This is a genomic window from Alistipes sp., from assembly GCF_048465575.1.
Classification (GTDB): Bacteria; Bacteroidota; Bacteroidia; order Bacteroidales; family Rikenellaceae; genus Alistipes.
In genome coordinates this window covers 107,846-120,336 of the sequence record NZ_DBFWLG010000036.1, presented here as the reverse complement: position 1 = coordinate 120,336, position 12,491 = coordinate 107,846, and the positions used below count along the sequence as shown (strand labels likewise).

The window sequence follows — 12,491 nt, the reverse complement described above, 5'->3', positions numbered from 1 at the left end:
TCGTATTGTTCAATCCTCGTCGAGGGGTTCGAATGCCCACTTGCCCTCGCCGCAGACGGGACATATCCAGCCGTCGGGCAGATCGTCGAACGAGGTGTTCTCGGAGATGCCGTTTTCGGGGTCGCCCAGGGCCGGGTCGTAGATGTATTCGCAAACGGTGCAGCGGTATTTTCGCATGTCGAAAGGAGTTGGAATTTCTTCACCCGCCAAACAAATAGAGTGCCCGAGACGAATTTCTGAGAAATTTTTTGTATTTTTGGAAAACCGTTAACGATTCATAACTTAAAAAGACCTTTTCTATGACACTTCCGTATGCCGAACCCTACAAGATCAAGATGACCGAGGCGATCCGGACCTCGACCCGCGCCGAGCGCGAGGAGTGGATCCGCCAGGCCCGTTACAACCTCTTCAAGCTCCGCTCGGACCAGGTGACGATCGACCTGTTGACCGACTCGGGCACGGGTTCGATGTCCGACCGCCAGTGGGCCGCGATGATGACCGGCGACGAGAGCTACGCCGGGGCCTCGTCCTATTTCCGGCTCAAGGCCGTGATCGAAAACCTGTTCGGAATGCCGTGGTTCCTGCCGACGCACCAGGGGCGCGCCGCGGAGAACGTGATCTTCTCGGCCCTGCTGAAAGCGGGCGATATTGTCCCCGGAAACTCCCATTTCGACACCACCAAGGGCCACATCGAGTTCCGCCGCTGTCACGCCGTGGACTGCACGATCGACGAAGCGGCCGACACACAGAAAGAGCTGCCGTTCAAGGGCGAGATGGACCTCTTCAAACTCGAAAGGGTCCTCGAGGAGAATCCGCGCGAAAAAGTGCCGTGCGTGGTGCTCACGATCACCAACAACACCGCCGGAGGGCAGCCCGTGTCGATGCGCAACATCCGCGAGACGGCCGCCGTGTGCCGCCGCTACGGGGTGCCGCTCCTGATCGACTCGGCCCGCTTCGCCGAGAACGCCTATTTCATCAAGACCCGCGAGGAGGGTTATCGGGACAAGACGATCAAGGAGATCGTCCGCGAAACCTACCAGTATGCGGACATCATGACCATCTCGGCCAAAAAGGACGGCGTGGTCAATATGGGCGGCTTCGTGGCCATGCGCTCCGAGGAGCTTTACAAAAAGGCCATGTCGTTCAACATCATGTTCGAGGGATACGTCACCTACGGCGGCATGTCGGGCCGCGACATGGACGCCCTGGCCGTCGGGCTGGACGAGAACACCGAATTCGAACAGCTGGACGCCCGCATCCGGCAGGTCAAACTGTTGGGCGACCTGCTGGACGAGTATGGCGTACCCTACCAGCGTCCCGCGGGCGGACACGCCATCTTCCTCGACGCCAAGAAGATTCTCTCGGCACTGCCCAAGGAGCAGTTCATCGCGCAGACCCTCGGGGTGGAGCTCTACCTCGAAGCGGGAATCCGCGGCGTGGAGATCGGTTCGATCCTGGCCGACCGCGATCCCGAGACGCACGAGAACCGCTACCCCGCTTTGGAGCTGCTGCGTCTGGCTATTCCGCGCCGGGTCTACACCGACAACCACATCCGTGTGATCGCCGCCGCCTGCCGCAACATTTACGAGCGCCGCGCGGAGATCACCACGGGCTACCGCATCACGTTCGAAGCGCCGATCCTGAGGCACTTTACCGTGGAGCTGGAGCGGGTCTGAAGCGTTGAGAATCCTGCATGATCGGGACAGCCCGCAGCCTTTGGAGGCTGCGGGCTGGTCTCGTCATGGGCGGCCCGGGAAATCCGATAAACGGAAGATTCCTCGCCGGGGCTCGGAATGACAATTAGTGATTGGCACTCCTCGACTCGCTCGGGGATCGAGGATGACGATCGTTCGGGCCGGATCAAGCGAGGCGAAAGGTGCCCTGCGGATCGTAACTCTTTATTACGCAGATTAATTGCGTGCATCAGAAGCAAGACGCTGGGATAGTTTTCGATTATCGCGGAGCAGATTTTGCCTTCACGCAGTTCGGGCCGGACGGGACATACATGCGGTATTTCCCGTTCGGCCCGGACAAGGCAAGGTGAAAGATGCCCGCGAGAATTGAAAACAATTTCCGATTTTAAGCAGGCGAGTTCCGTGCATCGTGAAGAACGGGACGGATGGATAGTACATGAGGTACATTCCATTCGTCCCGTTCGAGGGATGTGCGGAAATCGACGCTTACAAATCGGAAAGGAGGGTTTCGAGTATCTGCACCGCATTGAGCGCCGCCCCCTTGCGGATCTGGTCGCTGACACACCAGAATGTCAGGCCGTTGTCCGAGGTGAGGTCCTTGCGGATGCGGCCCACGTAGACGGGGTCCTCCCCGGCGGCGAAGAGTGGCATGGGATAAACCTTCTCGCCCGGCCGGTCCATCAGCACCACGCCGGGAGCCGCCGCGAACGCCTCGCGGGCCTCGGCGACCGAGACGGGCCGCTCGGTTTCGAGCCAGACGCTCTCCGAATGGGCGCGCATGACAGGAACACGCACACAGGTAGCCGACACCGAGAGGTCGGAGTGCATGATCTTGCGCGTCTCGTGGTGCATCTTCATCTCCTCCTTCGTGTAGTCGTTGTCGGTGAACACGTCGATATGGGGAATGAGGTTGTAGGCGAGCTGGTAGGCGAACTTTTCGACCGTCGGCTCCTTGCCGGCCCCCAATTCGGCGTACTGCGCTTCGAGCTCTGCCATTCCCGAAGCGCCGGCTCCGCTGGCCGACTGGTAGGTTGAAACGTGCACGCGGCGGATATGCGACAGCTTCTCGATGGCGTGGAGCGCCACGACCATCTGGATGGTGGTGCAGTTGGGGTTGGCGATGATGCGCCGCGGAGCGTTCCGCGCATCTTCGGGGTTGACCTCCGGGATTACCAGAGGGACGTCCGGGTCCATGCGGAAGGCGCTGGAGTTGTCGATCATCACCGCTCCGTAGCGGGTGATCGTCCCGGCATACTCGCGCGAGGTGCCGGCTCCGGCCGAGACGAGTGCGAAATCCACGTCGCGGAAATCGTCGTTATGCTGTAAGAGCCGGACCGTCAAATCCTGCCCGCGGAAGCGGTAGGTGCGGCCCGCACTGCGCGCGGAGCCGAAGAGCTGCAATTCATCCATCGGCAGCGCACGCTCCTCCAGAATTTTCAGAAACTCCTGTCCCACGGCGCCGCTCACGCCCACAATAGCAATTTTCATAATAGGAAATGGTTTAGATTTTGATTGATCCGACTTTATCCGAGCGACATGTCATGCACCCCTCCAGGTGGTCGTTCACAAAGCCCGCCGCCTGCAGGAACGCATAGCAGGTGGTGGAGCCGAGGAATTTGAAGCCCCGCTTTTTCAGGTCCTTGCTCAGCGCATCCGACTCGGGAGAGGTGGCGGGAATCTCGCTCAGGGTCTTGAAACGGTGGACAACGGGTTTGCAGTCCGGGAAGAAGGAGAGGACGTAGCGGTGAAACCCGCCGAACTCCCGCGCAACGTCCAAAAACAACCGGGCGTTGTGGATGATACTGTTGATCTTCAACCGGTTTCTGACGATCCCGTCGCATTGCATCAGCCGCTCGGCATCCTCGGATGTCATCCGCGCCACGCGCTCCGGCTCGAAATGGTGAAAAGCCTGCCGGAAACCCTCCCGTTTGCGAAGAATCGTGATCCACGACAACCCCGCCTGTGCGCTTTCGAGCGCCAGAAACTCGAACAGCACCCGGTCGTCGGTCGTCGGTACGCCCCACTCCCTGTCGTGGTATTCCATGTAGAGTTCATCCGTTCCGGCCCAGCCGCAACGCCCGTTCAGCAAATCCTCCATCGCTTAAATAAGTTTTTTCGGGGTCCTCGACGCAACCGTCCGACCCGCTGTTTCACTCCTCCCGGCAACGGGATCAATCGAAGAAATCGTCGTCCTCCGAGATACCCGTTTCCGAAGCCCGCTCGTGCTGGTCGGCCTCATCGTCGCAGTCGTAGCGCGGCATCATCGGCGGCCGCACGAACTGGTCCGAGCGGCTGACGCCCAGGCGGCCGTCGTCGTAGACCTTCTTGAGAAAATCACCCACGATCGGCAGCGCCACCACGCCGCCCTCGCCGCGCGAAAGCAGGTGCACCGACTGGTCCTCGCCGCCGACCCAGGCCCCGGCCACCAGGCGCGGAGCCACACACATGAACCAGGCGTCGCGGTTCTTGTTCGAGGTGCCCGTCTTGCCGCCCAGTTCCACGTCGTTGAAACCGTACTGCCATTTCAGCCGCCCGGCCGTACCGGCGTTGACCACACCTTGCAGCATGGTGAGCATCGTGTAGGCCGTGCGCTCGCTGATGGCGTCCTGCGACTGGGGGATGAACGAGGCGATCAGGTTGCCCTGCCGGTCCTCGATGCGGGTGACGAAAACAGGATCGGTGTGCACCCCCTCGTTGGCGAAGGTCGAGAAGGCGCTCACCAGTTCGAAGACGTTGGACTCGGACGTACCCAGGCAGAGCGCGGGCACGGGGTCGATGTAGCTCCGAATGCCCATGTTGTGGATGAAATCGGCCACGGCCGCGGGCTCCTTGGCCTGCTTCATGATCCAGGCCGAATAGTTGTTGCGGCTGCGCGCAAGGCCCCACGAGAGGGGGTGCAGCTCGCCCAGCTGCTCGACCTTTCCGGCCTCCTTGGGCGACCAGGGCGTGCCGTTGGCCGTCTCGATCGTCACGGGCAGGTTGGGCACCGGCGTGCAGGGCGTCAGACCCAGGTGGTCGATAGCGAAGGTGTAGACGAAGGGTTTGATCGTCGAGCCGATCTGCCGCTTGCCCTGCTTGGCCATGTCGTACTTGAAATAGCGGAAATTGGGACCGCCCACATAGGCCTTGACATAGCCCGTGCGGGGATCGAGCGCCACGAACGCCGCGCGCATGATCCGCTTGTGGTGCAGAATCGAGTCGCGCGGGGTCATCAGCGTATCCCGCTCGCCGCGGTAGGTGAAGACCTTCATCCGGGAGGGGCGGTCGAACGACGCCTCGATCTCCTTTTCGGAGGCGCCCGCGTTCTTCATCTCGCGGTAGCGGTCCGAATAGCGGACGGCGTGGCGCATGATCCGCTCGCGCTCCTCGCGGTCGGCGTCGATGAAGAGGGTCTTCGTGCGCTTGTACTGCGCATCCATCTGGGGCTGGATCACCGTCTCCATCTGCTTTTGCACGGCCTGCTCGGCGTAGGTCTGCATCGCGGAGTTGAGGGTGGTGTAGATTTTCAATCCGTCGCGGTAGATGTTGTACTCCGTGCCGTCGGCCTTGCGGTTCTTGCGGCACCAGCCGTAGAGCGGATTGGTGTCGTACTCCCTGACGGCTACCTCGTAGTCCGACTCGTTGTAGAACTGGCTGCGGCGCGGACGGGAGGCGTTCATCACCAGGCGCAGCATCTCGCGGAAATAGGTCGCCGAGCCCTCGTTGTGCGAGACGGGCTTGTAGTTGAGTACGATCGGAAGCGCCGCGAGCGAGTCGCGCTGGTGGCGCGTCAGGGCCCCGGCATCTTCCATGCGCGTGAGCACGAGGTTGCGGCGCGCGAGGGCGTTCACGGGGTTGCGCACCGGAGAGTAGCGCGTCGGGGCGTTCACAACGCCCACGAGCACGGCGGCCTCCTGCACGTTCAGCTCATGCGGCTCCTTGTTGAAGAAGGTCTGGGCCGCCGACTTGATGCCGTAGGCGTTCGAACCGTACTCGACCGTATTGAGGTACATGGAGGCGATCTCCTCCTTGGTGTAGTTGTATTCGAGCTTGAGGGCCGTGATCCACTCCTTGAGCTTCGAGGTGACCAGCTTGGCGTTGCGCACGATGCGGCCGCGGTTGCGGACCGTGTCGCGCGGAAAAAGATTCTTGGCAAGCTGCTGCGTGATCGTGGAACCGCCGCCCTGCGAGGTATTCTGCATCAGCACGGTCTTGAAGGCCACGCGCGCCAGCGAGGGGATGTCGATGCCCGAGTGGCTGCGGAAACGGACGTCCTCGGTGGAGATCAGCGCCGCGACGATGGGCGGCACTTCGTGCCCGCCGAGCCAAACATGGAGCGTCGAATCGGCCGGGAAGAGCTCGTCGTACTGCACGTAGGAGCGGTTCTGGACGAAGAACGTGCCGATCACCTTGCCGTCCTCGGAGTAGATTTCGGTCGAGAGGTTGCTGCGCGGATTCTCCAGCTCCTCGAACGAAGGCATGCGGCCGAACAACCCCACGGCAGTCAGCAGAAGCATCACCAGCAGCAGGGCGAACGGAGCCAGGGCCACGCCCCAGATCCATTTTATCGTCTTCGGAGAGATGTCCGTTTTTTTCTTTTGGGCCATAGTGCGCTATTTTGATGACAAAGATACGAAAAGACAATGCAAAATTCACAATTCATAATTCACAATTATCGCAGTCGGGATGGGCATTGCGGCCCGGAGCCTGCGAAGGGTCGCTCGAAGCCTGAAGGCTGAAAATGCAGCCCTTCGCCGGGCGAGGCTTCTGTCTGCCGTTTCGGGCTGCGGACCCGAAGCGGCCAGAACCCGCTTGTCGTTTGCGATACGCAGCCACCGGGGGACAAACCGGGCCCGCGCCACGATGCACGCCTCCGCCCGGGATGGTTTCGGGCACCACCGCTCAGGGGCGAGGGTTGGGCAACTTTTCACCTTCGACCTTTCACCTTTTCAGAACGGCAGTCCCACCGACGCGGCGTACCACATGCCCCCGTTCGAGGGGTGATAGACCGAAATCTTGACGGTCGAGGTGGCCGATGCGGGCTGCCGGAAGGCGTTGATGTCGAACACCAGGTCGCCGCCCACCGACCAGATGTGCCGCCAGCGCATCCCCTTCGGGGTGAGGTCGCGGAAGCGGGCGTAGTCGCCCCCGACGTTCAGGCGGATGCGCTTGAAATAGATCACCGAGCCGATGCCCCCTTCGGGGTACCAGACGGGCAGCTGGTAGTTCGCGGCAAAAGCCGTATAGTTGTTCGAGAGAATATCCGCCGACGTGAAACCCCGCGGGATAAGGCGCGTCGAGCGGTAGCTGAGTGGCGCGTAGCCCGTCGGAAACTTGTACCCGCCGACCGAGGTCTGGTAGGTGGCGGCCACCATCAGCGAGTGGTGGTCGGCGACGCCCGGCAGGTAACCCCGGGCGTAGACCGAGATCAGGTCGCTGAAATGGTCGTTGGCGGGGTTGAAGGTGTAGGAGGTGCTTAGCGTATAGCCCCAGCGGGGTGCGAAATCGCGGTGCGCAAGCCGCACCTGGTCCGAGAAACCGATGCCGAACGAGAGTTTGTGCAGCCCCTTGCGGAAGCCGATGTGCTGGATGTTGGTGATGCCGCCGTTCTTCCAGTCGATCTTGTCCATGTTGGCTACCATGCCGTTCGAGAAGTTCCAGCCCGTCGAGAGGGAGAGCTGGCGGGTGTGGTAGCCCCGCTGGAAATAGAGCGGCAGCAGGGCCGAGAGCCCCACGGAGTAGTACTTGTTCGGAGCCGGACGCTGCTGGTACTCGTATTTTCCGGTCTGCTCGTTGTACTGCGCCAGCGAGTAGAAGACCTGGTTGCCGCCGTAGGTCGCATCGAGATCGAGGTGGACGCCCAGACCGAAATAGCGCACGCCCAATTTGTAGAGCGAACCCTCGCGGCGGTTCCAGCCGTAGGAGGCGAACGCCTCGGTGTTCGACAAGAGGTTCTGCGAGAGGAGCGTGAAGCCCACGTTGAGGTCGATCACATGCTCGTCCACCGCTTCGAACGGATTGAAAGCCACAGGCATCCAGCTGTGGACATTCACCAGATTGGGTCCCTTGCGGTAGCGCTTCGAGCGGAACGAACGCTCCTGCCGCGCCGAATCCACGGCCGTGAAACGCACCGTGTCGAGGTTGAGGACATTCCAGCGCCTGCGCGACGGGTTGACCGTATTCAGGGGCAGCCGCGCCGGCGTGACGGGGATCATGAGGCTGTCCGCCACGCGCTGCCGGGCCACGCGGTAACCGTGGCGGTCGTAGGTCGTCACGAGCACCCCGTCCGCCGCGGGCGCCGGAGCGAACGAGCCGTAGGCCGACTCCGTGAGGCGGTATTCGCGGCGGCCCATCAGGTCGTAGGCGTGCGCCTCGTCCTTGCCAGACTGGATCGAACCGTAGTAGAGCCAGCCGTCGGCGGCGCGCAGGTTCGAGAGGGTGATGTAGGCTCCGTCGGTAATCGGGTGCACACCCTCGCGGTCGATGCGGCCGATCCACATGCCCGTGTCGTCGGTCACCAGGACGTACCACGCCACCGTCAGTGCATCCCACGCCAGGCCGTGCAACTCCGCGCAGTCGGGGGCCGGGAATCGCTCCTCGGCACCGCCCCAATGCTCGACGACCACCGAGTAACGGCCGTCGGGATTGTACTCGACCCACCCCATCGCCAGGCCGCCCGGTGTCGGATAGAGCGCGTTGCGGCGCCCCGCGACCTGCCGGGGCCGGCCGTCGGAAAGGTCCATGTAGCAGAGCTGCGAATTGACCCGCTGCTCGAAGAGCTTCGAGCGCCGGTACTCGGTCCACCAGACGCGGCCGCCGGCCAGTGCCGGGCGGGTCGAGACGCTTCCGGTGTAGGCCACCCGGCGCTCGCGGCCCGTGCGGGGGTCGAGCACCACGAAGCGCGTCGGACGGTCGTAATCGGTTTTGAGCGCCAGCACCGTCGTGTCGCCGAGCGACTGCGGCCAGGCGTAGGTGGTGTAGTTCCCCTCGGGCAGGTCGGTGAGCGGCGCAGCGCTGTCCTCGACCCGTGGCAGCGAATTCCAATGCCGCTCCAGGTCGGCGAACGTCTCGCGGAAGAGGCGGTTGACGTTCGTATCGTAATATTTCGAGAGCGCGATACGCGTGGTGGCCAGCATGTAGGGGTTGCGCGAGCCGAACCACGCCACGCGGTCCCAGACGTTCTCGCCGTAGCGCTCCCAAGCGTAGGAGCAGATCTGGTAGCCCAGCTCATAGTGGTCGGGGATGTAGTCGCGGTACGAGCCGCAGAACCAGCGGTCGATGTTGCAGCGATCGCGGCGACCCCGGCGGTCGGCCCCCACATGGCCCATGGCGCGGTAGCCCATCGAGAACGCCGGTTGCAGTCCGCGGCCGAACGAGGACATGGCGGTCTCGGACATTACGGCATCGCCCTCCATCGCCCAGATGGGCATGCACAAGAGGCCGATGGTCGAGCCCTGCTGGCCCAGGACATAACTCAGGGCGCGGATCACGCCCCGGTTGAGGTTGTTGTACTGCACGGCGTGGCGGTATTCGTGCGCCACCAGCTGCTTGTACCACGGCATCGAGTAGCCGTCGATGGCCGGGGAGGTGAGAAATTCGACCCGCTTGGGCAGAAACATGACCAGCCCGTTGGACTGGAAATTCTCGGGGTGCATGACGAACGGAATCCGCATCGGGCCGTGGCGGAAGCCGTAGGCGATGTCGGGCTGCACCGAGCGGATGTAGAAGAGCGTACGCCGCGCCACGGCCGCAACCGTGTCGGGATAGATCATCCTCACGTCGGGCGTTCGGATCGTCGACCATTTGAGCCCCGTGGGGTCGGAGCCCCAGGTGTAGTACTGGGCCGAGAGGCGCTGCGAGCCGGTCAGGGCGCAGAGCACGAAAGCGACTCGGAGCAGCAGCCGTTTCAATTGCCGGCCTTTTTGCAGCGGTAGCCGCCGCGCGTGAGCAGTTCGACCACGCGGTCGCGGTGGTCGCCCTGAATGATGATCTCGCCCGCCTTGGCCGCGCCGCCCACGCCGCAGCGGGTCTTGAGCATGCGCGCCAGCTCCTCCAGATCGGCGTCGCTGCCGACGAACCCCCGCACGAGCGTGACGATCTTGCCCCCGCGCTGCTTGCGGTCGAGCCACACGCGCAGCTCCTGCTGTGCGGGCGGCAGCGTCGGCCGGTCGGCCTGCCGTTCGGTCTCGTATTTGAAATCGGGGTCGGTCGAGTAGACCATGCCCAGACGTGTTTTCCAATCGTTATCCGCCATCGTGTTGTTCGAAAAGTAGAAATAAAACGCCGAATCGGCCGCGTTATTTTGCGCAAATTTAGTAAAATATTTATCTTTACGTCGTATGCCGAACAAGATTAGCGAAAAACTGCGCCGCCTGAACCCCTTTACGCGCCCCCTGGCGCCGGAGGAGCTGCCCCGGCCGTTGCCGGCCAACCCCAATCAGCGGTTGGTACGGGTCTACGTCGAGGGGTACGAGGACGTGGCTTTCTGGCGCGGTATCTTCGACCATTTCCAGAATCCCTACCTGCGGTTCGAAATTTCGGTGCCCGACCGCGGTGACCTGCCCAAGGGCAAAAAAGTATTGCTGGGAATGATCCCCCGCTCGTCGGAAGAGCTGCTGCTGTGCGTCGATTCGGATTTCGACTACCTCTTCGCCGGGCGCACCGAGCAGTCGCAGCAGGTCAACGACTCGCGCTTCATGTTCCACACCTACGCCTACGCCACCGAGAACTACCTCTGCTACGCTCCCTCGCTGCACAATGTCTGCGTCAAGGCCACCAAGAACGACACGCGCATCTTCGATTTCGTGGAGTTCCTCCACGCCTATTCGTGTGCGATCTACCCGCTGTTCGTGTGGTACGCCTTTTCGGCGCAGCTCGCGTCGGAGAGCGTCTTTCCGCTCATCGATTTCAAGGCCGCGGTGCGGATCAACTACCTCGACATCGCCGACAACGGCGAGCGGACCTTGCAGTGGCTGCGGCGCAACGTCTCCAAGCGCGAGCAGCTGCTGCGCCAGCGCAACCCGCGGATGATCGAACCGATGCAGGCGTTCGAAGAGCAGCTCCAGGCCCGGGGCCTCGCGCCCGAGACGGCCTACCTGTTCATGCACGGCCACACGCTGATGGACAACGTGGTGCTGATCTGTCTCAATACGGTGTGCGAGAAGCTGCGGCAGATGTCCATTGCCAAGATCACCTCGTCGAAGAAGCAGGGCGTGGCGCTTAAGAACGAGATGTCGAACTACACCAACTCGCTGCGCTCGATCCGCGACGTGCTGCTGGACAACGAGAACTACACCAAGTGTCCGCTGTACAAGCGTTTGCAGCGCGACATTACGCGCTACATCGTCCGCACGATCATCGACATGAAGCACCGCGGAGAGATCGAGGGCGACTCCTACCTCACCATCCTGCGCAACCTCAGGCAGCAGTAATTCAATTAAGAATTAAAAATTAAGAATTAGGGCTGGGCGAGTTGCCGTAAAAGGACCGGTCTATCCGCGCTTGCGGACCACGCGCACGGTGGACTGGGTGGACTGCCGCACGAAGACCTGCGGCCCGTCGGCATAGCGCCGCCACAGTTCGTCGGTATAGCCGCGCACGGTCAGCAGCTCCATGTTCTCGGCTTTCATCACGTCGAAGCCCGACGCGCGCAGGGCGCCGATCGCCTCGTCGATATGCCACGTGCGGTCGACGCACAGGCTCAGATTGACGGCCGAATTGTGGATCAGGTTGGCCTTGATGCGGAACCGCTCGAGCAGGGCGAAGATCGTGGCGAATTTCTCCTCCAGCACGAACGAAAAGTCGCGCGAGCGGATCGTCAGCAGCACCTGGTCTTTCTTGAGAATGAGGATGGGAACCTCGACCGGGGCCGACATGCCGCGGATCACAGTGCCCGGCTTGCGCTTGTCGCCGAAAGGCCGCACGTAGAGCGGGATATTCTTGTTTTGCAGCGGCTTGATAGTCTTGGGGTGGATGATCTGCGCACCGCTGTACGCCAATTCGATCGTGTCCAGGTAGTTCAGTTCGGCGATCTGCACGGCGTCGGGGAAGATCTTGGGATCGGCGTTGAGCACCCCGTCGACGTCTTTCCACACGGACATCGACTCGGCATCGAGGATGTGGGCCGCGACGGCCGCCGAGTAGTCCGACCCCTCGCGGCCGAGCGTGGTGGTCGTACCGTCGGGTGCGGCGCCGATAAAGCCCTGCCCCACGAAGATCGTCTCCTCGCAGGCTGCCAGCGCGCCCTTGAGCCGCTGCGCCGAGGCCGCGATGTCGACCCCCGCGTCCTTGTGGCGCTGCTCGGTCACGAAGCAGCGGCGCATGTCGATCCAGCGGTTGCTGACTCCCGCATGGTTGAGGTATTCGGAGATGATGGTCGTCGAGACCAACTCGCCGTAGGCCACGATGCGGTCGTACCACAGTTCGGCCTCCTCGGCGCGGTAGCCCGGACGGGCGGCGAACCCGGCCAGCTCGTCGAACAGCTCCTCGACCCGCTCCAGACGCCGCGGTCCGCGCCACAGTTCGGAGATGATCCCGGTGTGGTATTCGCGGATGGCGGCCACGTGCTCGTCACACATCGCCCGGTCGCCCTGCTGAACCCCCTCGAACACCTTTTCGAGCGCGTTGGTCGTCTTGCCCATGGCCGAGACGATGATAAAGAGGTTCTGCTCGTCGTCGATGATCTTCCGCAGGTTGCGCACGCCCTCGGCATTGCGCACTGAAGCACCTCCGAATTTATAGACTTTCATGCTTTGTGACTTCTAATACTTAAATAGGCGATCGATCTCCCGATGGTCTTTGCGCTGTTTTTCCGAAACT

The 12,491-nt window shown here is 62.3% G+C and carries 9 protein-coding genes; 2 read left to right on the top strand and 7 right to left on the bottom strand.

Annotation, left to right across the window (positions count from 1 at the left end; all coding sequences use genetic code 11):
* Positions 1 to 9 precede the first annotated feature (9 nt).
* Positions 10 to 177: a rubredoxin gene (rd, locus tag ACMQ11_RS09820; RefSeq protein WP_418992594.1), complete on the bottom strand. Its 168-nt coding sequence runs from the start codon at positions 175 to 177 to the stop codon at positions 10 to 12.
* A gap of 122 nt (positions 178 to 299) precedes the next feature.
* Between rd and ACMQ11_RS09815 the strand changes: the two genes are divergently transcribed.
* The gene (locus ACMQ11_RS09815) at positions 300 to 1,676 is read left to right on the top strand and encodes a tryptophanase (protein ID WP_418992593.1); all 1,377 of its coding nucleotides are present in this window, start codon (positions 300 to 302) and stop codon (positions 1,674 to 1,676) included.
* A gap of 504 nt (positions 1,677 to 2,180) precedes the next feature.
* Here ACMQ11_RS09815 and ACMQ11_RS09810 read toward each other — a convergent pair.
* The 5 genes from ACMQ11_RS09810 to ACMQ11_RS09790 all read right to left on the bottom strand — a co-directional run bounded on the left by ACMQ11_RS09810 (position 2,181) and on the right by ACMQ11_RS09790 (position 9,927).
* Positions 2,181 to 3,182 (bottom strand): aspartate-semialdehyde dehydrogenase, encoded by a 1,002-nt coding sequence (locus tag ACMQ11_RS09810; protein ID WP_418992592.1) that lies wholly within the window; start codon positions 3,180 to 3,182, stop codon positions 2,181 to 2,183.
* Positions 3,183 to 3,195: 13 nt separating this feature from the next.
* Positions 3,196 to 3,792 carry a DNA-3-methyladenine glycosylase I gene (locus ACMQ11_RS09805; RefSeq protein WP_418992591.1) on the bottom strand — a complete coding sequence of 199 codons (597 nt, stop codon included), beginning with the start codon at positions 3,790 to 3,792 and terminating at the stop codon, positions 3,196 to 3,198.
* 73 nt (positions 3,793 to 3,865) lie between these two features.
* The gene (locus ACMQ11_RS09800; protein WP_418992590.1) at positions 3,866 to 6,280 is read right to left on the bottom strand and encodes a transglycosylase domain-containing protein; all 2,415 of its coding nucleotides are present in this window, start codon (positions 6,278 to 6,280) and stop codon (positions 3,866 to 3,868) included.
* 342 nt (positions 6,281 to 6,622) lie between these two features.
* A complete protein-coding gene (locus ACMQ11_RS09795; RefSeq protein WP_418992589.1) occupies positions 6,623 to 9,583 on the bottom strand; it encodes a hypothetical protein in 2,961 nt (986 codons plus the stop codon).
* A complete protein-coding gene (locus tag ACMQ11_RS09790; RefSeq protein ID WP_418992588.1) occupies positions 9,580 to 9,927 on the bottom strand; it encodes a translation initiation factor in 348 nt (115 codons plus the stop codon). The genes ACMQ11_RS09795 and ACMQ11_RS09790 overlap by 4 nt, the downstream gene beginning before the upstream one ends.
* A gap of 85 nt (positions 9,928 to 10,012) precedes the next feature.
* On the opposite strand from ACMQ11_RS09790, the gene ACMQ11_RS09785 reads away from it, so the two are divergent.
* The gene (locus ACMQ11_RS09785) at positions 10,013 to 11,104 is read left to right on the top strand and encodes a DUF4435 domain-containing protein (protein WP_418992587.1); all 1,092 of its coding nucleotides are present in this window, start codon (positions 10,013 to 10,015) and stop codon (positions 11,102 to 11,104) included.
* A gap of 60 nt (positions 11,105 to 11,164) precedes the next feature.
* Here ACMQ11_RS09785 and ACMQ11_RS09780 read toward each other — a convergent pair whose 3' ends face one another.
* Entirely contained in the window at positions 11,165 to 12,421 is a 1,257-nt protein-coding gene (locus ACMQ11_RS09780) for an aspartate kinase (RefSeq protein ID WP_418992586.1), read from the bottom strand.
* Positions 12,422 to 12,491: the final 70 nt, after the last annotated feature.